Origin of the sequence: Streptomyces sp. NBC_01268, assembly GCF_036240795.1 — a bacterium.
GTDB lineage: Bacteria > Actinomycetota > Actinomycetes > Streptomycetales > Streptomycetaceae > Streptomyces.
The window spans coordinates 5,120,330-5,147,117 of sequence record NZ_CP108454.1 but is presented as its reverse complement, the minus strand read 5'-3'; the positions used below and the strand labels follow the sequence as shown (position 1 = coordinate 5,147,117).

The window sequence follows — 26,788 nt, the reverse complement described above, 5'->3', positions numbered from 1 at the left end:
TCCCTGATGTCGAAAAGCCTGCCCGGCCCACTTCATGGCGGTGTCCCCCGACTGTCACAGGCGTGTCACAGGCGGGGGGTCGCACAGCGGCCCGGCCGGACGGTCGAACTCGGACGGCCGATGGGACAGAATGAGCCCGTGCCTTTCCTGTTGCTGATCGAGGACGACGACGCCATCCGCACGGCCCTCGAACTCTCCCTGTCCCGCCAGGGCCACCGTGTGGCCACCGCGGCGACGGGAGAGGACGGTCTGAAGCTGCTGAAGGAACAGCGGCCCGACCTGGTCGTGCTGGACGTGATGCTGCCCGGCATCGACGGTTTCGAGGTGTGCCGTCGGATCCGGCGCACGGACCAGCTGCCGATCATCCTGCTCACGGCCCGCAGCGACGACATCGACGTGGTCGTGGGCCTGGAGTCCGGAGCCGACGACTACGTGGTCAAGCCCGTCCAGGGCCGGGTGCTCGACGCCCGGATCCGGGCGGTGCTGCGCCGCGGCGAGCGGGAGTCCACCGACTCGGCCAGCTTCGGCTCGCTGGTCATCGACCGCTCGGCGATGACCGTCACCAAGAACGGCGAGGACCTCCAGCTCACCCCGACCGAGCTGCGGCTGCTCCTGGAGCTGAGCCGGCGGCCCGGACAGGCCCTGTCGCGCCAGCAGTTGCTGCGGCTCGTGTGGGAGCACGACTACCTGGGCGACTCGCGGCTGGTGGACGCCTGCGTGCAGCGGCTGCGGGCGAAGGTCGAGGACGTGCCGTCCTCGCCGACCCTGATCCGCACGGTGCGGGGTGTCGGTTACCGGCTGGACGTCCCTGCGTGAGCAAAGGGATCATCGCGGGGCTCCGGCTCACCAGCCTGCGGCTCCGGCTCGTCATCGTGTTCGCCCTCGTCGCGCTCACCGCTGCCGCCGCCGCCTCCGGCATCGCGTACTGGCTGAACCGTGAGGCGGTGCTCACGCGCACCCAGAACGGGGCGCTCAACGACTTCCGGCAGGAGATGCAGAACCGGGCGGCGACGCTGCCGCCGCGGCCCACGGAGGAGGAGCTGCGGCGCACCGCCGAGCAGATGGCGAGCGGCAGCGCCGGCTACAGCGTGCTGCTCATCGGGGAGCGCGACGCGGGCAAGCCGATCGTCGGCGCCTCCGACCCGGACGCGTTCACGCTCGCGGACGTACCGCGTTCGCTGCAGACCGCGGTGGCGACCAAGCGACCGGTGACGGACGCCAACGACTTCCCGTACCACCTGTTCTGGCAGCGGACGCAGCGCGGCTCGACGCCGTTCCTGGTCGGCGGGACGAAGATCGACGGCGGCGGGCCGACCGGCTACATGTTCAAGTCGCTCGCCGCGGAGAAGGCCGACCTCAACTCCCTGTCCTGGTCCCTCGGGATCGCCACCGGGCTCGCGGTGATCGGCTCCGTGCTGCTCGCGCAGGTCGCGGCCGCCACCGTGCTGCGGCCGGTGCAGCGGCTCGGCGAGGCCGCCCGGCAGCTCGGCGAGGGCAAGCTGGACACCCGCCTGCAGGTCTCCGGCACCGACGAACTGGCCGATCTCTCGCGTACGTTCAACGGCGCCGCCGAATCGCTGCAGAAGCGGGTCGCGGACATGAGCGCCCGGGACGAGGCGAGCCGCCGCTTCGTCGCCGACATGTCGCACGAGCTGCGCACCCCGCTGACCGCGCTGACGGCCGTCACCGAGGTCCTGGAGGACGAGCAGGACACGCTCGACCCGATGATCGCCCCGGCGGTGGCGCTGGTGGTCAGCGAGACCCGGCGGCTCAACGACCTGGTGGAGAACCTGATGGAGGTGACCCGCTTCGACGCGGGCACCGCGCGGCTCGTCCTCGACGACGTGGACATCGCCGACCAGATCACCGCGTGCATCGACGCGCGGGCCTGGCTGGACGCGGTGGACCTGGACGCCGAGCGCGGGATCGTGGCGCGCCTCGACCCGCGCCGGCTCGACGTGATCCTGGCCAACCTGATCGGCAACGCGCTCAAGCACGGCGGTTCGCCGGTGCGGGTCTCGGTGCGGACCGAGGTGCCCGAGCACGGCGGGGACGCAGAGGGCGGCGAGGGCGGGGAGGACAGGGAGGACCTGGTGATCGCGGTGCGCGACCACGGGCCCGGCATCCCCGTGGAGGTCCTGCCGCACGTCTTCGACCGCTTCTACAAGGCGAGCGCCTCCCGGCCGCGGTCCGAGGGCAGCGGTCTCGGCCTGTCGATCGCCATGGAGAACGCGCTGATCCACGGCGGTTCGATCAGCGCCGCCAACTCGACGGACGAGGAAGGCCGGGTGGACGGCGCGGTGTTCGTGCTGCGGCTGCCCCGGGACGCCTCCGGGATCGCACGGGAGCTGCAGACCCGCAGCAGCCAGGGCGAGGTGGGGGAGCGTTGAGACGTCACCGTACGGGTGCCCTGCTCGTCATGGGCGTGGCCCTGGCCGCCGGGCTGGTCTCCGGCTGCGGGATCAGGACGACCTCGGTGCCGGTGGACGCGGGCGCGGCCCCCTCCCGGGTGCCGTGCGACGTGAGCGGTGAGACGGAGGCCTCCGGGACGCAGGGCGTGCCGCTGCGCGTGTACCTGCTGTGCGGGGCGCAGCTGGAGCGGGTGGACCGCCGCTCGCCGCTGCCGGAGGAGAAGGCCGTGGCCGATCCCGTCCGCACGGCTTCGGCGCTGCTCGCGCAGTTGGGGACGGAGCCGTCCCAGGACGAGCGGCAGGCCGGGTTCGCCACGGCCGTGAAGGGCCCGCTCGTGGTGACCGCCGGCCACCGGGGCGACCCGAAGGGCACGCTGCGGCTGAGCCGTCAGCCGGAGGACCTGCCGCCGACGGCGTTCGCGCAGATCGTGTGCACCTTCGCGGAGAGCGCGGCGGGCGCGGGCGACGACACGGTGCTGCTCGGCGGCCCGGGCGCGTACGAGCCGCGGCGCTACCGGTGCACGCAGGAACTGAAGGAGCGCCCGGACTCGACGGTGCCGACGGCCCCGATCGGGTCACCGGGCGCGCCGACGCCGACGACCTCCTGACCGCCGGCCCCGACCCGGCTTCCTCATCGTGCTCCGGCGCGCCCCTGACCTCCGTCTTCGGGGCGGCGGAACCGATTCCGCCGGGGCGTGCGTCTTGGGGGGCGTGCAGCGTCAAGGTTCGGTTGATTCCGACGGTTCGGGCGGCAGTGCCGCCGTGGTCGTGCGTGCGGCGGGGTTCGCCCTTCTCCTCGCTCATCTGCTGTTCGTCGCCTGGGTGACGCTCCGCCCACGGGACGTGGCCTGGGTGACCGCGCCGAACCTGACCCCGCTGGCCGGGATCAGGATCGACCTGGCGCTCGGCCCGGCCGAGGCGGTCCGGCGGATCGCCGGGGGGCTGCTGCTCCTGGCCCCGCTCGGGGTGCTGCTGCCGCTGGCCGACGGGCGGCTCTCCGTGTCGCCGTGGGCGTCGCTGGCCCGGACGACGGCGGCGGGGGCGTTGCTGTCGACGGCGATCGAGCTGTTGCAGACGGCGGTGCCCGGGCAGGTCGTGGACGTGGACTCGGTGCTCCTGAACACCGCGGGCGTGGCCCTGGCCCATCTGCTCGTGGTCCCGGCCGGGCGGGCGCGACTGCGCCGCAGGTCGGGGGCGCGGTCCTCCTCCGGGAGGAGACGGGGGCGTTCCCCTCAGGGGGCGACCCCGACGATTCCCAGGGTCGGCATCGCCCCGTAGACCGACGCTTCGTCCCCGGGGTCCGGGCGAGGATGGAGTCACAGCGGGGGCCCGGCGAAGCGGCCTCCGCGAGACTCCGAAGGAGCCCACCATGGCCGCACTTGCCCGCCCCCGAGACGGACGCATGATCGGCGGAGTGTGCGCGGCGCTGGCACGGCGCTTCGGCATCTCCTCGGGGACGATGCGCCTGATCTTCCTGGTGTCGTGTCTGATGCCCGGCCCGCAGTTCCTGCTCTACCTGGCGCTGTGGGTGCTGCTGCCGGCGGAGAAGTCGCCGAGTGCCGCCTGGTAGGCGGTCCGCACCGCCACCGCGTACGTACGCCTGATACGCCCGAGGGCGCCCTTCCCGGTCCGGGAGGGGCGCCCTCGGGCGTGGTGCGGGTGGATCCGGGGGGGATCAGACCGGCAGGCCGAGGCCGCCGGTGGGCAGGCCGCCGGTGAGCTGGCCGACCGGGAGGCCGCCGAGGAGGCCGGTGAGCTGGCCGGCGGGGGTGTGGGCGAGGCCGTTCTGCACGCCGTCCATGGGGACCTTGGTGGCCTGCTCGGTGACCGGCGGGAGGGCCTTGCCGGCCTGGTCGGTGATCTGCGGGAGCGTGCCGACACCCTGCTCGGCGCCGAGGTTGAGGGCGTTCTGGCCGGCTCCGAGGGTCTCGGCGACGCCGGAGGGGAGGTCGGTCACGTCTTCGCCGAGCGGCACGATGCTGGTGACCGTGCCGAGCGCGTCGGTGCCGAGCGGCAGCGAGGGCGCGGCGGAGGCCGTGCCGGCGGCGGCAGCGGCGAAAGCGGCACCGAGAGCGGCGACACCGAGCGTCTTGGCGGCAGACTGCTTCATCAGAAAATCTTCCTCAGGAATCTCAGTGGGGAATGCAGAGTGGCTACGCAAACTAATCAGCGGAAGCCCCGGCCGCAAACACCGAAAGGCGGCCGGGCGTGGTGGGCCCGGCCGCTCCGATGATCATCCCGCGGAAAGCAGTCAGCTCGCCTGGCGGGAAGAGTCGCTGGTCGTGGCCGTCTGCTGGAACAGCCATTCGGACTTCAGCTCGGCATAGCCGGGCTTGATCACGTCGTTGATCATTGCGAGGCGTTCATCGAAAGGAATGAACGCTGATTTCATCGCATTGACCGTGAACCACTGCATGTCGTCGAGCGTGTAGTCGAATGCCTCGACAAGGAATTCGAATTCCCGGCTCATGCTGGTGCCGCTCATCAGGCGGTTGTCCGTGTTGACGGTGGCCCGGAAGTGCAGCTTGCGGAGCAGCCCGATGGGGTGGTGCTTGTACGAGTCGGCCGCGCCGGTCTGCAGGTTGGAGGTGGGGCACATCTCCAGCGGGATCCGCTTGTCCCGCACGTACGCGGCGAGCCGGCCGAGGGTGACCGAGCCGTCGTCGGCGACCTCGATGTCGTCGATGATGCGCACACCGTGGCCGAGCCGGTCGGCGCCGCACCACTGGAGGGCCTGCCAGATCGACGGCAGGCCGAAGGCCTCGCCGGCGTGGATGGTGAAGTGGTTGTTCTCCCGCTTCAGGTACTCGAAGGCGTCGAGGTGGCGGGTGGGCGGGAAGCCCGCCTCGGCGCCCGCGATGTCGAAGCCGACGACCCCGGTGTCCCGGTAGCGGTTGGCGAGTTCGGCGATCTCCAGGGCGCGGGCGGCGTGCCGCATCGCGGTGAGCAGGGCGCCGACGCGGATGCGGTGGCCGTTCGCCCTGGCCAGGCGCTCGCCCTCGCGGAAGCCCTCGTTGACCGCCTCGACGACCTCTTCGAGGGTGAGACCGCCCTCCAGGTGCTGCTCGGGGGCGTAGCGGACCTCGGCGTAGACGACGCCGTCCTCGGCGAGGTCGACGGCGCACTCGGCGGCGACCCGGACCAGGGCCTCGCGGGTCTGCATGACGGCGCAGGTGTGTGCGAAGGTCTCCAGGTAGCGCTCCAGGGAGCCGGAGTCGGCGGCCTCCCGGAACCAGATACCCAGCTTGTCGGGCTCGGTCTCGGGGAGGCTCTCATAGCCCTGGGCGCGGGCGAGTTCGATGATCGTGCCGGGGCGCAGACCGCCGTCGAGGTGGTCGTGGAGAAGCACCTTCGGGGCACGGCGGATCTGGTCCGCGGCGGGGGTGCTGGGGATCTGGCTCGTCATTTCGGCACTCTAGCGCCTACGCGCGTAGAGCGCGCCCCTTCCGCGCCTTTCGCAGGGCCCGAATTTCCGGTGCGCACGGGCCGCCCGGCGCCCTAGCCTGGCGGTATGCCGCCCGCCGCGCCCGCACCCCGCAACCCCGCCTCCGACGCCGCCGAACTGCGCCGGATCCACGCCTTCCTGTCCGCGTTCACGCGCCGGCAGGCCGAGCGGATCCTGCCGGTGCCCGGCGGGTTCGCCGCGCTCGACGACACGTACGCGCTGTCCTACGGGAACAACCACGTCCTGATCGACGGACCGACCGACCCCGAGGCGCTGCCCGGCCACGTCGACGCGGCGATGGCCCCGCTGGCGCACCGGGCCGTGTACGTGCTGGACGCGGCGACCGGGGAGGCGTGCGCCGAGCCGCTGGCCCGGGCCGGGTACGCCCTCACGCGCACGGTCGTGATGCGCCACACCGGTCCGCTGCCCGAGCGCGGCGGGGCCCGCGAGGTGGAGCTGCCGGCGCTGCGCGGGGCGCTCGCCGACAGCCAGCGGCGGTTCCTGCCGGACGCCCCGGACGAGGTGATCCACACCCTGGTGGAGCGGCGCGCGGCACGCCGCCGGGGCGCCGCCGACGTGCGCTTCCTCGCCTCGCACGACGAGTTCGGCGAGCCGGCCTCCTGGGCCGACCTGTACGTGGACCCGGCCGTCGGCGTCGCCCAGATCGAGGACCTCGTCACGGCCGCCTCCCACCTGGGGCAGGGCCACGCGGGCGTCGTCCTGGACACCGCGCTGCGGATGGGCGCCGAGGCCGGCTGCACCACCACCTTCCTGATCGCGCTGGCCGACGACTGGCCGCGCCACTGGTACGCGCGGCGGGGCTTCGTCCCGGTCGGCAGCGTGCACTGCTTCGAACGGACGTGAGGGAAGCGGCCGTTCGGCCGACGGGCGCGCCGGGCGATACGTAACAGTGACCGCGCGTACGGATGGCGTACACCTCGGCTTCTGAGACTGTTCTGCCATGGCGCACTACGCACTCGTAGGGACGGCCGGCTCCCGGACACCCCGGCTCGGGCGGCCCGCAGGAGCGACGACCCCGGTCACCGAGGCGGGCGGGGTGGTCCTGCTGCTCCCGGACGGCGAGACCTCCTCCGCACGGGGCCCCTCGCCCCTCGCCCACGCGACGGCGCTGCCGCTGGCGCGCCGGCTGGCCCGCGCGGGCCGGGCCGACGGCCTGGTCGCGCACGTGGTCCGCTACCGCGGCCGCGGCTGGAACGGCACGGACGCCCAGCTGGCCGGGGACGCCTCCTGGGCGGTGTCCGAGGCGGTACGGCGCTACGGAGACGTCCCGGTCTGCCTCCTGGGTCGCGGGATGGGAGGCCGGGCGGCCCTGCGGGCGGCCGGGCACACGGCGGTGGCGGCGGTCCTGGCGCTCGCGCCCTGGCTGCCCGAGGAGGACCGGGCGGCCGAGCCGGAGCCGGTGCGGCAGCTCGTCGGGCGGCGGGTGCTGATCGTGCACGGGACGAACGACGCCCGGACCGACCCCGAGCTGTCCTACCGCTTCGCCGAGCGGGCCAAGAAGTCCAACCGGGACACCTGCCGCTTCGAGGTGCACGCCGACGGGCACGCACTGCGCCAGTACCACGACGAAGTCGGCGCTCTGGCGGCCGACTTCGTCCTGTCCGCGCTCTTCGCGCACCCGCAGAGCCGGCCGCTCGCGGACGCGATGGCCGCGCCGCCGCCGCTGGGGCTGCGGATGCCGCTGGCGGCGGGCTTCGGACGCTCGCTGCGGTAGGACCGGCCGGACGCGGACCGCGGGACGGGCCCCCGGCCCGTCCCGCCGCCGTCACGCGCCGCCGCCCGCTTTCACTCGGGCAGCAGGCTGCCCCGCTTGCCCAGCAGGAACTTCTTGAAGGCGGCCACCGGAGGCGTGTCCGGGTGCCCGTCGAGCCAGGCCACGCCGATCTCGCGGGCCGCCCGCGGGGAGGTCACGCCCAGCTCGACGACGCCCGGGCGGGCGACGGCCGGCGGGGGCAGCAGGGCCACGCCGAGACCCGCGGCGACCAGGCCGCGCAGGGTCTCGGCCTCCTCGCCCTCGAAGGCGATCCGGGGCGTGAACCCGGCCTGGGCGCACAGGTCGTCGGTGATGCGGCGCAGCCCGTACCCGGGCTCCAGGGTCACGAAGGTCTCGTCGGCCGCCTCGGCCAGGCGGATGCGCTTGCGGCCCGCGAGGCGGTGGTCGTCGGGGACGACGAGCCGCAGCCGCTGTTCGTCGAGGCGGCGGCCGACCAGGTCGGGCGCGTCCGGCACGGGCGAGGTCAGGCACAGGTCGAGCTCGCCGGCGCGGAGCCGTTCGATCATCGCCTCGCCGTAGTTCTGCACCAGGGTGAAGCGGACCCGGGGGTGGTCGACCCGGAAGGCCCGGATGAGGCCGGGCACGGTCTCGGAGCCCATGGTGTGCAGGAAGCCGAACGCGACCCGCCCTGCGGTGGGGTCGGCGTCGGCCCGTACCGAGTCGGCGGCCTTCTCGACCTCGGCGAGCGCCCGCTCGGCGGAGGCGAGGAAGCGGCGGCCGGCCGGGGTGAGCGAGACCGTGCGGCCGCGGCGGGCGAACAGGGCGACGCCGAGGTCCTCCTCCAGCCGGACCACGGCCCGCGAGAGGGTCGACTGGGGTACGCCCATCTCGGCGGCGGCCCGGGTCACGTGCTCGTGCCGGGCGACGGCAGCGAAGTACGCGAGCCGCGGCGCGAGCAGCAGTCCCATGTCTTCTTCGTTACTGTTCGGTGACAGGCGAGGCTGTGACCTGTACTCATGCAGCATGGGAACGATTACAGCAGTTCCGTGCATTGGACGCATGAACCGGGGCGTCCTACGTTCGAGACATGCCTTCCGCCAGTACCAAGGCGGCCGCCACCAGCCCGGCCGCCGATTCCCGCCTCTCCCCCGGTGCCTCCGGCTACCGCCGGATGAGCCTCGCGCTGTTCGCCGCGGGAGTGGCCACCTTCGCCCTCCTCTACTCCACCCAGGCCCTCCTCCCCGCCGTCTCGGCCGAGTTCGGCGCCACCGCGTCGGCCGCCTCCTGGACGGTGTCCGCCGCGACCGGCGCGCTCGCCCTGTGCGTCCTCCCCCTCAGCGCCCTGTCCGAGCGCTTCGGGCGGCGCTCGATGATGACGGCCTCGCTCGCGGTCGCCGTCGCCGTCGGACTCCTCGTCCCGCTCGCCCCCAGCCTGGAGAGCCTGGTCGTGCTGCGCGCGGTGCAGGGCGCGGCGCTGGCCGGAGTGCCGGCCTCGGCGATGGCCTTCCTCGCCGAGGAGGTGCGGCCGAAGGCGCTGATCGCCGCGATCGGCCTGTTCGTGGCGGGCAACTCCATCGGCGGCATGAGCGGGCGGATCGTCACCGGCTGGGTCGCGCAGTTGTGGGGCTGGCGGGCGGCTCTGGCGGCCGTCGGCCTGATGGCCGTGGTCTGCGCGATCGCCTTCCGGGCGCTGCTGCCCAAGGCCCGGCACTTCACGCCCGGTTCGCTGAACCCGAAGGCGCTCGGCCGGACCGTCCGGGGGCACCTCGCGGACCCGCTGCTGATGCGGCTCTACGTGATCGGCGCGCTGTTCATGACGGTGTTCGGCGCCGTGTACACGGTGATCGGCTACCGGCTGGTCGAGGCGCCGTTCTCGCTCCCGCAGGGCGTGATCGGCTCGATCTTCCTGGTCTACCTGGTCGGCACGGTCTCCTCGGCCGCCGCGGGCCGGCTGGTCGGCCGGATGGGCCGCCGCGGGGCGCTGTACCTGGCCGTCTCCACGACGGCGGCGGGCCTGCTGCTCTCGCTCGCCGACTCGCTGCCCGCCGTCCTCGCGGGCCTGGTGCTGATCACGGCCGGCTTCTTCGCCGGGCACGCGGTCGCCTCCTCCTCGGTGAGCCGCACGGCCAAGACCGGCCGCGCGCAGGCCTCGGCGCTCTACCAGTCCGCGTACTACCTCGGCAGCAGCGCGGGCGGCACGCTCGGCGCCATCGCCTTCCACGCGGGCGGCTGGGCCGGGACGGTCCTGATCGGTCTGGTGGCGGTGCTCGGCGTCGTGTCGGTCACCCTCTACGGCTCGCACAGCGCGCGGGTCGAGGCCCGCCGCATCGAGGCCCGACGGCTGCCGGTCGCCTGCTGACCCGCTGCAACTGTTCGACTCCCCCGAGCGTCGTAAGGGACAGGACTCAAGGGGGAGTTGACGATCATGAACGCGATACGGAGGAGGGCCGGCATCGGCCTCGCGGTCACGGCGCTGGTGGTACCCACCACAGTGGCGCTGGGCACCGCGCCCGCGGCGGCGGCGTCCTGCAACGTGACGACCGGCCCGTACCAGAAGCAGGTGGAGAAGTTCCTGGGCCGGCCGGTCGACGGGCGCCAGTCGCTCGCCGACTGCAAGGCGATCCAGGCCTTCCAGGGCAAGCACGGGATCACCCCGACGCAGGGGTACGCCGGTACGGTCACCTGGCGCACGATGTCGACCATGCTGGCGCAGCGGGCGGCCGGGACCAATCCCAACAAGGACCGCAAGTGTCCGACGAACAAGGGCCGGATCGCCTGCGTCGACCTGACCCGGCAGCTCACCTGGATCCAGGACGGCTCCCGGTTGAAGTTCGGCCCGGTGCCGGTGCGCACGGGCAAGGCGAGCACGCCGACCCGTACCGGCGCGAAGAAGATCTACTGGCGCAACATCAACCACTGGTCGACGCTGTACAACGTCTCGATGCCGTACGCCCAGTTCTTCGACGGCGGGCAGGCCTTCCACTCGACCACCAAGTCCATGTGGAACCCGCCGGGTTCGGGCGGCTGCGTGAACATGCGGTCCGCCGACGCCAAGGCGTACTGGAACCTGCTCAGGAACGGTGACGACGTGTACGTGTACGGGCGCAAGCCGGGCACGTGACGCCGGAAGGCCCCGCGTTGTCGGTGCCCTGCGATAGCTTCCCCTCATCGGCTCCGAACCCCGGTGCCGGTGAGGGGCGAGTGGGGTGGGGCCGATGGACGTGCTGACCGACGATCTGGAGAAGTACCGTACGGAGCTGACGGGTTACTGCTACCGGATGCTGGGATCCGCCTTCGAGGCGGAGGACGCGGTGCAGGACACGATGGTGCGCGCCTGGCGTGCGCTCGACTCCTTCGAGGGGCGTTCCTCGCTGCGCTCCTGGCTGTACCGGATCGCCACCAACGTGTGCCTCGACTCCCTCAACGCGGGCAACCGCCGGGCCCGTCCGATGGATCTCACGGATCCGACGCCGGTGGCGCAGGCCCGGCTCAACGAGCGCCCCGAGATCACCTGGCTGGAGCCGGTGCCGGACGGGCGGGTGCTGCCCTCGGTGGCCGACCCCGCGGAGACGGCGGTCTCCCGGGAGACCGTGCGGCTCGCCTTCGTGGCGGCGCTCCAGCACCTGCCGCCGAAGCAGCGGGCGGTGCTGATCCTGCGCGAGGTCCTCGCGTGGAAGGCGAGCGAGGTGTCCGAGCTGCTCGACACGAGCGTCGCCTCCGTCAACAGCGCGCTCCAGCGGGCCCGGGCGACGCTGGCCGAGCAGGCGCCGGCCGCCTCGGACGCGGCGGACCCGCTGGACGAGGAGCAGAAGGCGCTCCTCGACCGGTACGTGGCGGCCTTCGAGGGCTACGACATGCAGGCGCTGACCGCGCTCCTCCACGAGGACGCGACGATGTCCATGCCGCCTTACGACCTGTGGCTGCGCGGCCACGAGGACATCGTGGGCTGGATGCTCGGGGTCGGCGAGGTGTGCCGGGGCTCGAAGCTGGTGCCGACCGTGGCGAACGGTTCGCCGGCCTTCGCGCACTACCACCCGGACCCGGAGGGCGGTTTCGCCCCGTGGGCGCTGATCGTGCTCCAGCTGCACGACGGGAAGGTCGGCGGGATGGACTTCTTCCTGGACACCAAGCGCTGGTTCCCGCTGTTCGACCTGCCGCCGCGGCTGGAGGCGTAGCCCTCAGAGCAGTCCGTCGAGGCCGACGAGGCCGAGCACGGCGCGCAGCTCGGGCCCGGCTCCCCGGAAGGTGAGCCGGTGCCCGCGCCGCCGGGCGGCCAGCCGCAGCCGGGCCAGGGCGTCCACGACGCCGAGGTCGGCCCGGCGGCCGAGGCCGCCGAGCTCGCAGACCACGTCGGTGGGCTCGGCGGCGGCGAGGAGGGCGCAGAGCCGCCCGAGCTCGTCCGGATCGGTGCGGCCCGTGAGCCGCAGTTCGAGAGTGCGATGGGTGTCCACACCAGGCAGACCGCCGCCGCCCCCGTAACTCATCGCGCCGCTCTTGCGGCGCCCCTTAGGCTCGGCCCATGACTCATGATCGTGTCGAACTGGTGATCTTCGACTGTGACGGTGTTCTGGTCGACAGCGAGCGCGTCTACTGCCGGGTGGACCGGGAGGTCTTCGCGGAGGTGGGCGCGGAGTTCACCGAGACGGAGATGGCCGAGCTCTTCATCGGCGTCTCCCACAAGCGCCTCACGACGCTCGTCGAGGAGCGGGCCGGCCGCACCCTGGCCCCGGACTGGCAGCACGCCTTCCGGCACCGCTACGAGGAGGCGCTGGACGCGGAGCTGACCGTGGTCGAGGGCATCACGGACGTCCTCGACGCCCTCGACGTCCCCTTCTGCCTCGCCTCCAACGGCAGCCCCGAGAGCATCCGCGCCAACCTCACCCGCACGGGCCTCCTCGACCGCTTCGAGGGCCGCCTCTTCAGCGCCCGCCACGTCCCCCACCCGAAGCCGGCACCCGACCTCTTCCTGCACGCCGCCGCCACGATGGGCGTCCCGCCCGAGCGCTGCGCGGTCGTCGAGGACAGCCCGTACGGCGTCCAGGCCGCCCGCGCCGCCGGCATGCGCGCCTTCGGCTACGCCGGGGGGCTCACCCGGGCCGACCGCCTGGCGGGGCCGGGCACGGTGGTCTTCGACGACATGCGGGACCTGGTGGGGCTGCTCAGCTGACGGGGAAGTCGGCGGTGTCGAGGGTGAGGTCGAAGGGGGCGGGGAGGTGGATGCCCTCGCCGAAGGGGACGGCGCTCAGGACGCGGTAGACGTCGCCCTTCGGCTCGCCGTAGAGGGTGACGGTGGGCCCGCCGGGCGCGAAGGAGTCGACGAGTAGGTAGAGCGGCACTCCGGCATGCGCGTATCCGGCGGCTTTCGTGATGCGGTCGGTGGCCGCATTCGACGGCGACGTGATCTCTACGATCATCTCGGCACCGTCGGCAGCGACGAAGTGGCCGCCTTCTCCGTGCAGGACTTTCTGAGGCACTACGGCCAGGTCAGGGATGAACAGCCCCTGGCGGGACGGGACTGTCGTACCGAGCGTCTGATAGATCCCCCAGTCGTCGGGAATGACCCTGTAGAGCGCCCGTTGGATCCTGTCGGCGATGTAGTTGTGCTTGTTGGACGGCGGCGGTGACACGGTGATGATCCCCTCGATGATCTCCACCTTGCAGCCCTCGGGTGCGTCCGTCCCCTCCCAGAGCCGGACGAGATCGCTCCACCCGTACCCGTGGGACGAGTGGTCGACGGTGAGTGCGCTCATGGTGTGCTCCTCAATCGGTCGTCACCGATCCCAGCATGCCGAACGGGACCGGCGGGGGGCTACCGGTCCCGTTCACCCGAAGGTGTCACTGGCACATGCCAGGGGCGATCTCCTGGCTACGCGATGCGGTCCAGCACGATCGGGTTCGCCGTGAACGAGGTGCCGGCCGGGGCGATGTCCCACGCCGCCGTCAGGGACTTCAGGGCGTAGTCGAACTTCTCCGGGGTGTCCGTGTGGAGGGTCAGCAGGGGCTGGCCCGCCGTGACCGTGTCGCCCGGCTTGGCGTGCAGCTCGACGCCCGCGCCGGCCTGCACCGGGTCCTCCTTGCGGGCGCGGCCGGCGCCCAGGCGCCAGGCGGCGATGCCGATGTCGTAGGCGTCGAGACGGGTCAGGACGCCGGAGGACGGGGCGGTGATGACGTGCTGCTCGCGGGCGACCGGGAGGGTCGCGTCCGGGTCGCCGCCCTGGGCCGCGATCATGCGGCGCCAGACGTCCATCGCGGAGCCGTCCGCGAGGGCCTTCGCCGGGTCGGCGTCCTTGATGCCGGCCGCGGTCAGCATCTCGCGCGCGAGGGCGATGGTGAGGTCGACGACGTCCTGGGGACCGCCGCCCGCGAGGACCTCGACGGACTCGCGGACCTCCAGGGCGTTGCCCGCGGTGAGGCCGAGCGGGGTCGACATGTCGGTGAGCAGCGCGACGGTCTTCACACCGCTGTCGGTGCCGAGCTGCACCATCGTGGAGGCCAGCTCACGGGCGTCCTCGATGTTCTTCATGAAGGCGCCGGTGCCGACCTTCACGTCGAGGACGAGCGAGCCGGTACCCTCGGCGATCTTCTTCGACATGATCGAGGAGGCGATCAGCGGGATGGCCTCCACCGTGCCGGTCACGTCACGGAGCGCGTAGAGCTTCTTGTCCGCGGGGGCCAGGCCGTCGCCCGCCGCGCAGATGACCGCGCCGGTGGTGTCCAGGACGTGCAGCATCTCCTCGTTGGAGAGCAGCGCCCGCCAGCCCGGGATGGACTCCAGCTTGTCGAGGGTGCCGCCGGTGTGGCCGAGGCCCCGGCCGGAGAGCTGCGGCACGGCCGCGCCGCACGCGGCGACCAGCGGGGCGAGCGGCAGGGTGATCTTGTCGCCGACGCCACCGGTGGAGTGCTTGTCGGAGGTGGGGCGCGAGAGGGAGGAGAAGTCCATGCGCTCGCCGCTGGCGATCATCGCCGCGGTCCAGCGGGCGATCTCGTCCCGGTTCATGCCGTTGAGCAGGATCGCCATGGCCAGGGCGGACATCTGCTCGTCGGCGACCTCGCCGCGGGTGTAGGCGTCGATGACCCAGTCGATCTGCTCGGGGCTCAGCTCGCCCTTGTCCCGCTTCGTGCGGATGACGGAGATGACGTCCATGGTGGAGCCTCTTTCTACGCGCATAGAGGGTGATACGGGTGGGAAGGCGGGAGCGGCCCCTCCATGGTGGCGGAAGGGCCGCTCCGTCGTGCTACTTGCTCAGGTGGTCCGGGCCGAAGGCCTGCGGCAGCATCTCCGCCAGCGTGCTGCGGCCGGCGGGCGTCTCCAGGACGAGCTCGGGTCCCCCGAACTCGTACAGCAGCTGCCGGCAGCGGCCGCACGGCACCAGCGGGCCGCCGCTGCCGTCCACGCACACGAAGTGCGTCAGCCGGCCGCCCCCGGTCGCCTGGAGCTGCGACACCAGGCCGCACTCGGCGCACAGGGCGAGGCCGAACGAGGCGTTCTCCACGTTGCAGCCGGAGACCACGCGCCCGTCGTCCACGAGCGCCGCCGCACCGACCGGGAAGCCCGAGTACGGGGCGTACGCGCGGGACATCGCCTCGCGGGCGGTCTCCCGGAGCAGGTCCCAGTCGGCCTCCGGGAGCTGGGTCGTCACTTGCCCTCGCCCTTGCGGTACGGCAAGCCGTCCGCCTTGGGCATCCGCAGGCGCTGCGCCGAGAGGGCGAGCACGAGCAGGGTGGTGATGTACGGGGCGGCGTCGACGAACTGGCTCGGGACCTCGTCGGTCAGGAAGTACCAGAGGAAGAAGGCGGCGGAGAAGCCGGCGGAGACGGCCGCCACCACGTACTTCTTCCGGTACAGCTGCCAGAGCGCGGCGATCACGAGCAGCAGCGCGACGAGCAGCAGCAGCGCGTGGACGTTCTCGGCGCCGCCGCGCAGCTTGAGGCTGTCGGTGAAGCCGAACAGGCTCGCGCCGAGCGCCATGCCGCCGGGCATCCAGTTGCCGAAGATCATCGCGGCGAGACCGATGTAGCCGCGGCCGCCGGTCTGGCCCTCCTGGTAGATGCCGGTGGAGACGATCGCGAGGAACGCGCCGCCGAGGCCGGCGAGGCCGCCGGAGACGACGACGGCGATGTACTTGTACTTGTAGACGTTGACGCCCAGGGACTCGGCCGCGACCGGGTTCTCACCGCAGGAGCGCAGCCGCAGGCCGAAGGCCGTGCGCCAGAGGAGCCACCAGGTGGCCGGGATGAGCAGGGCGGCCACGATCGTCAGCAACGACAGGTTGGTGACCAGGCCGCCGAGGATGCCGGCGACGTCCGAGATCAGGAACCAGTGCTTCTGCTGGAGGTCCATCAGCCAGTCGGAGAGCCCTGGGATCGTGATGTCGGTGATCGGATCGATGCGCGGGGACTGCTTCGAGGAGCCGCCCTCGGCCTTGTCGAAGGTGAAGTTCGACAGGTACTGGGTGAAGCCGACCGCCAGGATGTTGATCGCCACACCGGAGACGATGTGGTTCACGTTGAACGTGACGGTGATGATCGCGTGCAGCAGGCCGCCGATCGCGCCGCCGAGGATGCCGACGAGCACGCCGGTCCACGGGCCCCACTGGTAGCCGGCCCAGGCACCGAACCAGGTGCCGAGCACCATCATGCCTTCGAGGCCGATGTTGACCACGCCCGCGCGCTCGGCCCACAGGCCGCCGAGACCGGCCATGGCGATCGGCACGGCGAGCTGGAGCGCGCCGGAGATCTGGCCGACGGAGGTGAGGTCGTCGGCGCCGGAGACGACCCGGACCAGCGAGAAGAGGACGAGGCCGGCCGCGACGATCAGCAGGATCCAGGGCCAGGTCAGCTTGCGGCGTCCGGCCTTCTTGGGCGCGGCGCTCGGCTTGGCGACAGTGCCGGTGCTCATGCCGAGACCTCCTTGTCGGTCTTGATGGCGCCGCCGGCGGCGAGCTCCTCGCCGACCTTCTGCTGCTGGCGACGGGTGCCGTAACGGCGGACGAGCTCGTAGGAGACGACCACGGCGATCACGATGATGCCCTGCATGATCTGGGTGATCTCCTTCGGGTAACCCGAGACGTCGAGGTTCGAGGACGCCTTGTCGAGGAACGCGAAGAGGAGGGCCGAGAAGAGGATGCCGACCGGGTGGTTGCGGCCGAGTAGGGCGACGGTGATGGCGGTGAAGCCGACGTTGACCGGGAAGGCCAGGCTGTACGTGTGCGACTCGCCGAGCAGGATCGGCATGCCGGCCAGACCGGCGAGGCCGCCCGAGATCAGCATCGCGGTGAGGATCATCTTCTTGGCGTCGACGCCGCTGGCCTGGGCCGCGGACTCGCTCTCACCGGTGGCGCGCAGGTCGAAGCCGAAGCGGGTGCGGTTGAGGACGAACCAGTAGACGACGCCGAGCGCGAGCGCGACGAAGGTGAAGCCGTAGATCTGGCCGCCGTCGCCCATGTCGATGCCGGGGAACCAGCCGGACTCGGCGATCTGACCGGTGGTCAGGTCGTTGGAGCCGGCGGGCTGGACGCCGAAGTTCTTGGGCAGGATGAGCCAGGCCACCAGGGAGGTGGTGATGGCGTTGAGCATGATCGTGGAGACGACCTCGGAGACGCCCCGGGTGGTCTTCAGGATGCCCGCGATGCCGGCCCAGATCGCGCCGGTCGCGATGGCGACGACGACGATGAGCAGGATGTGCAGCGGACCGGGCAGGTCCACGGCGGCGCCCACCAGCGCCGAGACCATCGCGGCGAGGCGGTACTGGCCCTCGACACCGATGTTGAAGAGGTTCATCCGGAAGCCGATGGCCACGGCCAGGGCCGCCAGGTAGTAGATCCCCGTCTGATTGACGATGAGGACCTGGACGTCGGAGTACCCGGCGTTCTCGATCATCAGCCGGATCGGCTCGATCGGGTCGAGGCCCGTCGCGAGCAGCACCAGGACGGTGAGCACGAAGGACGTGACCAGGGCGAGCACGGGGCCGGCGGCCCCGATGATCAGCTTGTCCTTGTCGATCTTCATCATCGGGCGTCACCGTCTTCGGGCTGCTCTTCGGTGCCTTCGAGGCGGCCGGTGGCTGCGCCGGTCATGGCGGATCCCAGCTGCTCGGGCGTGATGGTGGCGGGGTCGGCGTCGGCGACCAGCTTGCCGCGGTACATGACACGGAGGGTGTCGGAGAGGCCGATCAGCTCGTCGAGGTCGGCCGAGATCAGCAGCACCGCGAGGCCGTCGCGGCGGGCGTCCCGGATCGCGTCCCAGATCTGCGCCTGCGCGCCGACGTCCACACCGCGGGTGGGGTGGGCGGCGATCAGGAACTTGGGGTTGTGGCTCATCTCGCGGCCGACGATCAGCTTCTGCTGGTTGCCGCCGGAGAGCGAGGCCGCGGTGACGTCGATGCCGGGGGTGCGCACGTCGTACTCGCGCACGATCCGCTCGGTGTCCTTGCGGGCGGCCTTCGGGTCGAGGATGCCGCGCTTGGAGTTGGGCGCCTCGGTGACGTGGCCGAGGATGCGGTTCTCCCAGAGCGGGGCCTCCAGGAGCAGGCCGTGGCGGTGCCGGTCCTCGGGGATGTAGCCGATGCCGCCCTCGCGGCGCTTGCGCACCGAGACCTTGGAGATGTCGTCGCCGTCGAGGGTGATGACGCCGGTGTCGGGGCTGGCGATGCCCATCAGGGCCTCGATGAGCTCGGTCTGGCCGTTGCCCTCGACACCGGCGATGCCGAGGATCTCGCCCTTGTGGATGGTGAGCGAGATGTCGTCGAGGAGCTTGCGGCCGACCGCGGCCTCCTCGTGCACGGTGACGGTCGCGGACGGGTCGGCCGGGGCGGCGGTGGTCAGCGGGGCACCGGAGGCGCCGCTCTCCAGCAGCGTCAGGCCTTCGACCTTGAGCATCGCCACGTCGGTGACCGTCGACTCGCGGGTCTCCGGGGAGGGCAGCTCGCTGCCGACCATCAGCTCGGCGAGCTGCTTGGTGGTGGCGGTCTTCGGGTCGGCGGTGCCGACCGTGGTGCCCCGGCGGATGACGGTGATGTCGTCGGCGACCTTCAGGACCTCGCCCAGCTTGTGCGAGATGAAGATGACCGTGAGGCCCTCGGACTTGAGCTCGCGCAGGTTGTCGAAGAGTGCGTCGACCTCCTGCGGGACGAGGACCGCGGTCGGCTCGTCGAGAATGAGGATCTTCGCGCCGCGGTAGAGGACCTTGAGGATCTCCACGCGCTGCCGGTCGGCGACGCCGAGGTCCTCCAGGAGGGCGTCGGGGCGGACCCCGAGACCGTACGCGTCGGAGATCTCCTGGATCTTCTTCCGCGCCTTGGCGCCGATGCCGTGGAGCTTCTCGCCGCCGAGGACGACGTTCTCCAGGACCGTCAGGTTGTCGGCGAGCATGAAGTGCTGGTGCACCATGCCGATGCCGCGGGCGATCGCGTCACCGGGGCTGGAGAAGGTGACCTGCTCGCCGTCGACCGCGATGGTGCCCTCGTCCGGCTTCTGCATGCCGTAGAGGATCTTCATGAGGGTCGACTTGCCGGCACCGTTCTCGCCGATGAGGGCGTGCACGGTGCCCTTGCGGACCGTGATGGCGATGTCCTTGTTGGCGACGACGCCGGGGAATCGCTTGGTGATGCCGTGCAGTTCTACGGCAGGGGGGCTGGACGCGTTGATGACGCACTCTCCTTGGCCGGAAGGAGTGGGAGCGGGGAGGGCAGGGCGGGGCGAAGTTATCGTGCCAGGGAGACATCTACACGCGTAGCGCTGCCGAAAAGTGAAAACCCGTACGGGAACGGGCCCGGGGCCCGGGTCCGGTGGGGGGTGCCACCGGACCCGGGCCCGGGCTCAGGTCGTGACCTGGATGTCCTTACGGAGTGGTCTTGACCGTGATCTTGCCGTCGACGATTTCCTTCTTCGCCTTCTCGACGGCGGCGGTGACGTCGGTCATCTTGACGTACGCCGGGTTGGAGTCGGCCAGGCCGACGCCGTTGGTGGCGAGGCCGTAGCGGATCTCACCGGTCTGCGGCTTGCCGTCCTTGACCGACTTGATCACGTTGTAGACCGAGCCCTGGACGTCCTTGGTGACCGAGGTCAGGATCTGGTTCTTGTACGCGGCCAGACCCGCCTGCTTGTACTGGTCGGAGTCGACGCCGATGGCCCACTTGCCCGCGGCGGAGGCGGCCTCGATGGCGCCGGAGCCGGCGAGACCGGCGGCGGCGTAGATCACGTCGGCGCCCTTGTCGAGCTGACCCTGGGCGGCGGCCTTGCCGAGGTCGGGCTTCGAGAAGCCGTCGAAGTTCGGCGGCTGGGTCAGGTACTGGGTGAGCACCTTCGCCTTGGGGTTGGTGTCCTTGACGCCCTGGACGAAGCCCGCCTCGAACTTCTTGATCAGCGGAACCTCGACACCGCCGATGAAGCCGACCGTGCCGGTCTTGGAGGCCTTGGCGGCGGCGACGCCGGCCAGGTAGGAGCCCTGCTCCTCGTTGAAGACCAGGTTGGCGATGTTCGGGGCGGTCACCGAGGTGTCGTCGATGAGGCCGAACGTGGTCTTCGGGAAGGACTTGGAGACCTTCGCGATGGCCGGGGCGTAGGAGAAGCCGACGCCGATGACCGGGTTGTTGCCGGCGCGGGCCAGCGAGGTGAGGCGCGCGACCTTGTCGGCGTCGCTCTCGCCCTGCGACGGCTCGGCCTCGGCGCCCTTGACACCGAGCTCGCTCTCGGCCTTCTGCAGACCCGCGTAGGCGGCGTCGTTGAAGGACTGGTCACCGCGACCGCCGATGTCGTACGCGATCGCGGCCTTGGTGGCACCGGCGGAGGAGCTGGAGCTCGAACCGGAGTCCGTCGACGACTTGCCACAGGCGGTGGCGGACAGGGCGAGGGCCGCGGAGGCGATGCCTACCGTGGTGATCCTGGTGATCCGGCGCAAGAGGAGGGTCCCTTCGAGACTGACCGAAAGCGCCTCTTCCGGCGCTGGTTTCGCGGCGATCGTAACGCGCGTAGATGTCAGTTAAAGACCCGTTCATGAGTCGTTATCGGATCGACGCGAACCGGCCAACTGGCAACCCCCGGCATCCGGCCCGATACGGCCCGTCATACACGCTGGTACGGGTGCTCGGGCCGGGGCCCGAACCGACACGCCGGGGGCTGGGCCGGACGGAGGAACGAAGACCGGCCAGCCATTAAGTCGTACTTAAAGTCCGGTAATCGGCGCTTCTGTGAACACCCGGTGTCAGCTCCCGGAGGCCGCGTCGAGCAGGGCCGCCGCCGTGAACAGCTCCACCCCGACCGTGATGGCCCGCTCGTCCACGTCGAAGTCGCCGGCGTGCAGGTCGCGCACCCGGGTGTCGCCGGGGACGCGGACGCCGAGCCGGGCCATGGCGCCGGGGACGTGCTCCAGGTACCAGGAGAAGTCCTCGCCGCCGAGGGACTGCTCGGTGTCCTCGATCGCGCACGGCCCGAGCCGGGCGGCCATCGCGTCGCGGAGCAGCTCGGTGACGACCGGGTCGTTGACGACCGGGGGGACGCCGCGGACGTAGTCGACGGTCGACTTGGCCCGGTGCAGGGTCGCGACCTCGTCGATCGCCGCGTGCACCAGGTCCGGGGCGTCCCGCCAGGACGGCAGGTCGAGGCAGCGGACGGTGCCGGAGAGCTCGGCGTGCTGCGGGATGACGTTGGGCGCGTGACCGGCCTCGATGCGGCCCCAGGTGAGCGAGAGGCCCGAGCGGGCGTCGACCCGGCGGGCGAGCACCGCGGGCACGTCGGCGGCGACCCGGGCGACGGCGGTGACCAGGTCGGTGGTCAGGTGCGGCCGGGCGGTGTGTCCGCCGGGGCCGTCGAGGGTGACCTCCAGGCGGTCGCAGGCGGAGGTGATGGGACCGGCGCGCAGCCCGATCCGGCCCGCGTCGACCCGGGGATCGCAGTGCACGGCGATGATCCGGCCGACACCGTCCAGGACGCCGCAGGCGATCGCGTCGGCGGCGCCGCCGGGCAGCACCTCCTCGGCGGGCTGGAAGATCAGGCGCACGGGGGCCGGGAGGCGGCCCTGCCGGTCCAGCTCCGCGAGGACGAGTCCGGCGCCCAGGGCGGCGGTGGTGTGGACGTCGTGGCCACAGGCGTGGGCGCGGTCGGGCACGGTGGAGCGGTACTCCACGGACTTGGTGTCGGGAATGGGGAGCGCGTCGATGTCGGCGCGGAGCGCCAGCATCGGCCGCCGACCGTCCCAGGTGCCGATGTCGCAGGTCAGACCGGTGCCGGTGGCGAGCACCCGCGGCGCCAGGCCGGCCGCCTCCAGCCGGGCCTTGATCGCCGCGGTGGTGCGGAATTCCTGTTTGCCGAGCTCGGGGTGCATGTGCAAGTCCCTGCGGAACGCGATCAGTTCGCCGCGCAGGGGGTCGGACAGCGTTCCGGGCAGCGCTGCGGGCGCCGCGTCGGGGCCGGGCTCACGGGACTTCAACTGGTTCACCTTTTGAAGGATAGGCCCCAAGAAAGATCAACTGCCCGTTGATCACGAAAAGTTCAACCCGTTAGGGGAAAGAATCCCGGTTCCGCAGGCATGGTGGTCACCCTCTGTGGGTACGCTTACCCGAATTCGAGCCTTTCGGTGCGGGTCGCGGTCCCGGCGACGCCCGCGAGGAAGCCCTGGGCGCGCGGTGAGGCGTTCTCCCGCAGCCACTCGGGGGCGATCTCACAGACGGCCACCTTCACGCCCGTGCCGGCCAGGGCCAGCGGCAGGGTGTGCACGACCGTGGACGGGAAGCTGACGACCGTGCGCCCGATGGGCCCGCGGCGGGCGATCAGCTCCAGCGGCAGATCGGGACGGACCACCTCCAGGCCGGTCTCCACCGCGATCCGGTGCAGCTTCTCGGCGCTCTCGCGGCGGTGTGCGAAGTAGCGGGTGGCGCCGTGGGTGCGGGCCAGCACGGTCACGGCCCGCAGGTACTCGTCGGGGTCGACGACACCCGTCTCCACCAACGAGGTGCCGACCAGGTCGGCCCCGCGGGTCAGCCGGGGCGGGCCGAACCGGGCCCGGGTCCAGGAGAAGTCGTTGACGAGCACGGTGGTGCCCGGCGGCGGCTCGACCGGCAGCGAGGTGAAGATCTCCACCGTGCGGTGGCGGCCGGGGGCCAGCTTGCGGCGGGCCATCGAGGTCACCGGGGCGAGCACCAGTTCGCGCGGGCCCCGGCTGCCCCGTCGGTGCCAGCGCACCAGGCGTTCGCCGCGCGCCAGTTGGGCGGCGAACTCCATGGTGGCCGTGCCGTCGTCGACGACGGTGACCCGGCGGGGGCCGAACAGGGTGAGCAGCAGCTGGACGTAGCGCGAGAACGGGTCCCCGACGATCACCCGGTCCGCCGAGCGCAGCGGCCCGGCGAGCTCCCTGAGCGTCCGTACGACGGCCCCCCGGCCCTGGCGGGCCTCCTGCCACCTCACGGTGACGCCCTCGTCCCGGGCGAGCTGGGCCATCCGGCGCAACTGGCCCCGGGACATGGGGTCGGTGGGCGAGAGGACGACGACCGTGAGGTCGCCGGGGCCGGTACGGCCGGGCCCGGCGGCCGGGGCGGCCGGGGCGGCCGGGGCGGCTGGGACGGGCGTGCCGCCCCGGTCGCCGTCCTGGCCGCCGGTCCGGCCGCCGTCCCGGTCGCCGGTCGCCGGCACGGGTGCGCGGCGGGTCGGCTGGGGCGGCACCGCCTGGAGGCGGGGCGGGTCCTGGAGGGCCGCCGTGTGGGCCCACTCCAGGACGTTCAGAAGCTGGACCGGGCTCTCGACGAACGCCAGCTGCCCGGTCATGCGGCGACGAGCCCCTGGACCCGGCGGAGCTTCTTCATCGGGCCGAGCTCCGACTCGTAGACCTTCTTGACGCCGTCGCCGAGGGCGGCCTCGATGGTGCGGATGTCGCGGACCAGGCGCTGCAGGCCCTGCGGCTCGACGGAGGCGGCCTGGTCGGAGCCCCACATGGCGCGGTCGAGGGTGATGTGGCGCTCGACGAAGGTGGCGCCGAGGGCGACGGCGGCGAGCGTGGTCTGCAGGCCGGTCTCGTGGCCGGAGTAGCCGATCGGGACGTTCGGGTACTCCTCCTGCAGCGTCTGGATCACGCGCAGGTTGAGCTCCTCGGCCTTGGCCGGGTAGGTCGAGGTGGCGTGGCAGAGCAGGATGTTGTCGCTGCCCAGGACCTCGACGGCGTGCCGGATCTGCTTCGGGGTGGACATGCCGGTGGAGAGGATCACCGTGCGGCCGGTGGAGCGCAGTGCGCGCAGCAGCTCGTCGTCGGTGAGGGAGGCGGAGGCCACCTTGTGGGCGGGGACGTCGAACTTCTCCAGGAAGGCCACGGCCTCGGTGTCCCACGGGGAGGCGAACCAGTCGATGCCGCGCTTCCCGCAGTGCTCGTCGATGGCGCGGTACTCGTCCTCGCCGAACTCCACGCGGTGGCGGTAGTCGATGTAGGTCATCCGGCCCCAGGGGGTGTCGCGCTCGATGTCCCACTGGTCGCGCGGGGTGCAGATCTCGGGGGTGCGCTTCTGGAACTTGACGGCGTCGCAGCCGGCCTCGGCGGCCGCGTCGATGAGCGCGAAGGCGTTCTCGAGGTCGCCGTTGTGGTTGATGCCGATCTCGCCCGTGATGTAGACGGAGTGGCCCGGGCCGGCGGTCTTGCTGCCGAGGGTGCGGAGGCGGGTGCTCATGAGGGTTCCTTCGGGAGATCGGGGGATCAGCGTGCGGGGGTGTGGAGCTCGGGTCCGAGGAGCCAGGCGGCGATCTCGCGGATCGCTCCGAAGCCGCCGGGGGTCTCGGTGACCGCACGGGCGGCGGCCCGTACGGAGTCGTGGGCGCTGCCCACCGCGACGGGCCAGCCGACGAGGTGGAAGCAGGGCAGGTCGTTGACGTCGTTGCCGGCGTAGAGCACCCGCTGCGGGTCGACGCCCTGTTCGTCGCACCACTGCTTGAGGGCGAGGTCCTTGCGGTCCACGCCGTGCAGCACGGGGATGCGCAGCTTGCGGGCGCGGGCGGCGACGACGGGGTTCTGCTCGCTGGACAGGATGAGCAGCGGGACGCCGGCCCGGCGCAGGGCCGCGATGCCGAGGCCGTCGCCGCGGTGGACGGAGACGAACTCGCGTCCGTCGGCGTCGATGTGGACGCGGTCGTCGGTCTGGGTGCCGTCGAAGTCGAGGACCACCGCGTCGACGTCGTCGAGCGTCGGGCCGGCCGCGGAGTCCAGGAGCGGGGCGAGGGCGCGGGCCCGCGCGAGGTCGTGCGGGTCGTCGATCTCCAGGACCCGGGCCGGGTCGGTGACGACGAGGGCGGTGCGGCCGAAGAAGCGGTGCCGGTGGGTCCGGAAGCCCTCGGCGGCCATGGCGTACACGGCGCCGGTCTCCAGGTACTCGGGCGTCCGGTCCTGGCGGCGGGGGCGGTGCGCCTTGTCGTGGTTGACGCCGGTGGCGGTCGCACCGTCGGGCTCCTCCCGCCACAGGAAGCCGTGCGAGGGGGCGGCGGTGAAGGCCGAGTCGGCCGCGCCGGAGGTGATCCTCGCGGCCGTGCCGTCGACCTCGTCCGGGGTGAGGAAGGGGCTCGTGCACTGGACGAGCAGGACGACGTCGGGGCGGCGGCCCGAGGTGGCCTCGAAGGCGTCCATGGCGTGCAGGACGGCCGCTTCGCTGGTGGCGGTGTCGCCGGAGAGGGCGGCCGGGCGGTGCACCGCCTCCGCGCCGAAGGAGCGGGCGGCGTCGGCGATGCCCGGGTCGTCGGTGGAGACGACGACGTCGGTGACGCGGGGGGCGCCGAGGCAGGCGCGGACGGCGCGGGCGACCAGCGGCAGTCCCGCGACGGTGGCCAGGTTCTTGCCGGGGACGCCCTTGGAGCCGCCCCGGGCGGGGATCACGGCGAGGACGGTCGGCGTCGGCGGTGTCATCAGATCTCTCCCAGACGGCGGATGACGGGGGCCACGCGCTGCACGCCGTGGCGGTAGGCACCGCGCGCGGCCTCGCGGACGATCCGGCGCACGCCGCTCTCGCGGGGCTCCGGCGCGGTGAGGTCGAGCCGGTGGCGGGCGAGGACCGTCGGCAGGTAGCCGCCCGCGGTCTCGGGCGTGTAGTAGGGGGCGAGCGGCGGCAGCGGGGGCCCGTCGAGCAGTGCGGCGACCCGCGCGCGGGCGGCGTCGAAGGCCTTCTCGTACGGGGAGTCGGCGGCGACGCCCTGGCGGGCCAGCCACTCCTCGTCGGGGCGGGGCACGGCCCGCGCGTCGAGGCGGTCGAAGGAGGTGAGCAGGCCCGAGCCGATGAAGTGGTGGTTGCCGAGCGCCTCGCGCACGCCGAGGTCGGTGAGGATCGCGGTGGGGATCCGCCGGTGCAGGGCTTCGAGGGCGGCCGTCGAGGAGACGGTGACCAGCAGGTCGGTGCGGTCCAGGACCTCGCCCATGTGCCCGTACACGAGGCGGAAGTTGGGCGGCACGGTCAGGTCGCGCACCAGCTTCTGGTACGGGAACTCCTCCAGGTGCGTGGTGTGTTCGCCGGGCTTGGAGCGCAGCTTCAGCAGCACCTCGCGGTCCGGGTGCAGCCGGGCGTGCTCGACGAGGCGGCGCAGCACGTAGGCGCGTTCGGCCTTGGTGGCGGGCACGGAGGGCTGGGCGGCGAAGACGAGGGTGTCGCGGCCGGGCTCGGGGGCGTGCGGGGCGCCGCCGAGGAAGGGCAGGGCGGCCTCCACGACCGCGTCCGCGCCGGCGCCGACCCCTTCGTAGACGGCGCGGAAACGCTCGGCGTCGTGGCGGGAGTTGGCGAGGACGACATCGGCGCCGTGGCGCAGCAGCAGCCCGTCGGCCAGCTTCTCGTAGACGACGCCGACGTAGCCGGTGACGATCACCGGGCGGCGGGCCGCGGAGAGCTCCGCGAGGCCCTGGAGCATGGCCCGGACGGTGCCGCCGACGAGGGCGAGGACGATCACGTCGTAGGCGCCGTCGCGCACCTCGCGCAGGAACTCCGCGCCCGTGACCTCGCGCGGGGCCACGTCCGACACGCCGGTCTCGGCGAGCTGCCGTGCGGTGGGGGTGGCCCGGCCGCGCAGGACGAATCCCGTGGGGCCTTCGGATGCGGCGTTCTCCGGGCTTCCGGTGGTGATTCTGCGGGCGGTGAGCACGCCCCATTTCCACCGGGTGTCGGAGTCGGCGAGTACGGCGACGCGCGCCGCTCGATCGGTACGTGATGGCACGTCGAGGACGCTAGGAGGGCCGGGGGATTCGCGGCCC

General features: G+C 72.2%; 27 protein-coding genes. 11 read left to right on the top strand and 16 right to left on the bottom strand.

Features of this window, described 5'->3' with window-relative positions:
• The first annotated feature begins 138 nt into the window (after positions 1-138).
• The 5 genes from afsQ1 to OG309_RS23235 all read left to right on the top strand — a co-directional run bounded on the left by afsQ1 (position 139) and on the right by OG309_RS23235 (position 3,981).
• Positions 139-816: a response regulator transcription factor gene (afsQ1, locus tag OG309_RS23255; protein WP_205628185.1), complete on the top strand. Its 678-nt coding sequence runs from the start codon at positions 139-141 to the stop codon at positions 814-816.
• Positions 813-2,390: a HAMP domain-containing sensor histidine kinase gene (locus OG309_RS23250; protein ID WP_329423367.1), complete on the top strand. Its 1,578-nt coding sequence runs from the start codon at positions 813-815 to the stop codon at positions 2,388-2,390. The genes afsQ1 and OG309_RS23250 overlap by 4 nt, the downstream gene beginning before the upstream one ends.
• Positions 2,387-3,019: a hypothetical protein gene (locus OG309_RS23245; RefSeq protein WP_402545366.1), complete on the top strand. Its 633-nt coding sequence runs from the start codon at positions 2,387-2,389 to the stop codon at positions 3,017-3,019. The genes OG309_RS23250 and OG309_RS23245 overlap by 4 nt, the downstream gene beginning before the upstream one ends.
• A 154-nt stretch (positions 3,020-3,173) precedes the next feature.
• Complete coding sequence (locus OG309_RS23240; protein ID WP_329423366.1) at positions 3,174-3,689, top strand: VanZ family protein; 516 nt, start codon at positions 3,174-3,176, stop codon at positions 3,687-3,689.
• 91 nt (positions 3,690-3,780) lie between these two features.
• Positions 3,781-3,981 carry a PspC domain-containing protein gene (locus tag OG309_RS23235; protein WP_329423365.1) on the top strand — a complete coding sequence of 67 codons (201 nt, stop codon included), beginning with the start codon at positions 3,781-3,783 and terminating at the stop codon, positions 3,979-3,981.
• A gap of 105 nt (positions 3,982-4,086) precedes the next feature.
• Here the strand turns inward: OG309_RS23235 and OG309_RS23230 are convergent, their stop codons facing one another.
• Together OG309_RS23230 and OG309_RS23225 are read right to left on the bottom strand one after the other, a co-directional pair.
• Positions 4,087-4,521, bottom strand: a complete 435-nt coding sequence (locus tag OG309_RS23230) for a hypothetical protein (protein WP_329423364.1) — start codon at positions 4,519-4,521, stop codon at positions 4,087-4,089.
• Between the two features lie 141 nt (positions 4,522-4,662).
• Positions 4,663-5,817, bottom strand: coding sequence for an adenosine deaminase (locus OG309_RS23225; RefSeq protein WP_329423363.1), 1,155 nt, complete (start codon positions 5,815-5,817; stop codon positions 4,663-4,665).
• Between the two features lie 105 nt (positions 5,818-5,922).
• On the opposite strand from OG309_RS23225, the gene OG309_RS23220 reads away from it, so the two are divergent.
• On the top strand, positions 5,923-6,720 hold the full coding sequence (locus tag OG309_RS23220) for a GNAT family N-acetyltransferase (RefSeq protein ID WP_329423362.1): 798 nt from the start codon (positions 5,923-5,925) through the stop codon (positions 6,718-6,720).
• Positions 6,721-6,913: 193 nt separating this feature from the next.
• Positions 6,914-7,591: an alpha/beta hydrolase family protein gene (locus OG309_RS23215; protein ID WP_329428507.1), complete on the top strand. Its 678-nt coding sequence runs from the start codon at positions 6,914-6,916 to the stop codon at positions 7,589-7,591.
• A gap of 71 nt (positions 7,592-7,662) precedes the next feature.
• On the opposite strand, the gene OG309_RS23210 is transcribed toward OG309_RS23215, so the two are convergent.
• The gene (locus OG309_RS23210; protein ID WP_329423361.1) at positions 7,663-8,616 is read right to left on the bottom strand and encodes a LysR family transcriptional regulator; all 954 of its coding nucleotides are present in this window, start codon (positions 8,614-8,616) and stop codon (positions 7,663-7,665) included.
• 62 nt (positions 8,617-8,678) lie between these two features.
• On the opposite strand from OG309_RS23210, the gene OG309_RS23205 reads away from it, so the two are divergent.
• The 3 genes from OG309_RS23205 to OG309_RS23195 all read left to right on the top strand — a co-directional run bounded on the left by OG309_RS23205 (position 8,679) and on the right by OG309_RS23195 (position 11,766).
• The gene (locus OG309_RS23205) at positions 8,679-9,950 is read left to right on the top strand and encodes an MFS transporter (protein ID WP_329423360.1); all 1,272 of its coding nucleotides are present in this window, start codon (positions 8,679-8,681) and stop codon (positions 9,948-9,950) included.
• A 66-nt stretch (positions 9,951-10,016) separates the two neighbouring features.
• Positions 10,017-10,712, top strand: coding sequence for a L,D-transpeptidase family protein (locus OG309_RS23200; RefSeq protein WP_329423359.1), 696 nt, complete (start codon positions 10,017-10,019; stop codon positions 10,710-10,712).
• A 94-nt stretch (positions 10,713-10,806) separates the two neighbouring features.
• The gene (locus tag OG309_RS23195) at positions 10,807-11,766 is read left to right on the top strand and encodes a sigma-70 family RNA polymerase sigma factor (RefSeq protein ID WP_329423358.1); all 960 of its coding nucleotides are present in this window, start codon (positions 10,807-10,809) and stop codon (positions 11,764-11,766) included.
• Positions 11,767-11,769: 3 nt separating this feature from the next.
• Here OG309_RS23195 and OG309_RS23190 read toward each other — a convergent pair whose 3' ends face one another.
• On the bottom strand, positions 11,770-12,075 hold the full coding sequence (locus OG309_RS23190) for an STAS domain-containing protein (RefSeq protein ID WP_329423357.1): 306 nt from the start codon (positions 12,073-12,075) through the stop codon (positions 11,770-11,772).
• Positions 12,076-12,110: 35 nt separating this feature from the next.
• Here OG309_RS23190 and OG309_RS23185 point away from each other — a divergent pair, with 35 nt between their 5' ends.
• Complete coding sequence (locus OG309_RS23185) at positions 12,111-12,758, top strand: HAD family hydrolase (protein WP_329423356.1); 648 nt, start codon at positions 12,111-12,113, stop codon at positions 12,756-12,758.
• Here the strand turns inward: OG309_RS23185 and OG309_RS23180 are convergent.
• The 12 genes from OG309_RS23180 to OG309_RS23125 form a co-directional block, all read right to left on the bottom strand.
• A complete protein-coding gene (locus OG309_RS23180; RefSeq protein ID WP_329423355.1) occupies positions 12,751-13,341 on the bottom strand; it encodes a Uma2 family endonuclease in 591 nt (196 codons plus the stop codon). The two genes, OG309_RS23185 and OG309_RS23180, sit on opposite strands and share 8 nt — an antisense overlap.
• Positions 13,342-13,457: 116 nt before the next feature.
• On the bottom strand, positions 13,458-14,735 hold the full coding sequence (locus OG309_RS23175) for a thymidine phosphorylase (RefSeq protein ID WP_329423354.1): 1,278 nt from the start codon (positions 14,733-14,735) through the stop codon (positions 13,458-13,460).
• A 91-nt stretch (positions 14,736-14,826) separates the two neighbouring features.
• Positions 14,827-15,231, bottom strand: coding sequence for a cytidine deaminase (locus tag OG309_RS23170; RefSeq protein ID WP_329423353.1), 405 nt, complete (start codon positions 15,229-15,231; stop codon positions 14,827-14,829).
• On the bottom strand, positions 15,228-16,490 hold the full coding sequence (locus tag OG309_RS23165) for an ABC transporter permease (protein WP_329423352.1): 1,263 nt from the start codon (positions 16,488-16,490) through the stop codon (positions 15,228-15,230). The genes OG309_RS23170 and OG309_RS23165 overlap by 4 nt, the downstream gene beginning before the upstream one ends.
• The gene (locus tag OG309_RS23160; RefSeq protein ID WP_329423351.1) at positions 16,487-17,602 is read right to left on the bottom strand and encodes an ABC transporter permease; all 1,116 of its coding nucleotides are present in this window, start codon (positions 17,600-17,602) and stop codon (positions 16,487-16,489) included. The genes OG309_RS23165 and OG309_RS23160 overlap by 4 nt, the downstream gene beginning before the upstream one ends.
• Entirely contained in the window at positions 17,599-19,236 is a 1,638-nt protein-coding gene (locus OG309_RS23155; protein ID WP_402545458.1) for an ABC transporter ATP-binding protein, read from the bottom strand. The genes OG309_RS23160 and OG309_RS23155 overlap by 4 nt, the downstream gene beginning before the upstream one ends.
• Positions 19,237-19,429: 193 nt before the next feature.
• Positions 19,430-20,488, bottom strand: a complete 1,059-nt coding sequence (locus OG309_RS23150) for a BMP family lipoprotein (protein ID WP_329423350.1) — start codon at positions 20,486-20,488, stop codon at positions 19,430-19,432.
• A 303-nt stretch (positions 20,489-20,791) separates the two neighbouring features.
• The gene (locus OG309_RS23145) at positions 20,792-22,024 is read right to left on the bottom strand and encodes an amidohydrolase (protein ID WP_329423349.1); all 1,233 of its coding nucleotides are present in this window, start codon (positions 22,022-22,024) and stop codon (positions 20,792-20,794) included.
• 116 nt (positions 22,025-22,140) lie between these two features.
• Positions 22,141-23,346 (bottom strand): hypothetical protein, encoded by a 1,206-nt coding sequence (locus OG309_RS23140; RefSeq protein WP_329423348.1) that lies wholly within the window; start codon positions 23,344-23,346, stop codon positions 22,141-22,143.
• Positions 23,343-24,236, bottom strand: coding sequence for an N-acetylneuraminate synthase family protein (locus OG309_RS23135; protein WP_329423347.1), 894 nt, complete (start codon positions 24,234-24,236; stop codon positions 23,343-23,345). Before OG309_RS23135 ends, OG309_RS23140 begins: the two co-directional genes overlap by 4 nt.
• Positions 24,237-24,262: 26 nt before the next feature.
• Entirely contained in the window at positions 24,263-25,459 is a 1,197-nt protein-coding gene (locus OG309_RS23130) for an acylneuraminate cytidylyltransferase (protein WP_329423346.1), read from the bottom strand.
• A complete protein-coding gene (locus OG309_RS23125; protein WP_329423345.1) occupies positions 25,459-26,751 on the bottom strand; it encodes a DUF6716 putative glycosyltransferase in 1,293 nt (430 codons plus the stop codon). The genes OG309_RS23130 and OG309_RS23125 overlap by 1 nt, the downstream gene beginning before the upstream one ends.
• Positions 26,752-26,788: the final 37 nt, after the last annotated feature.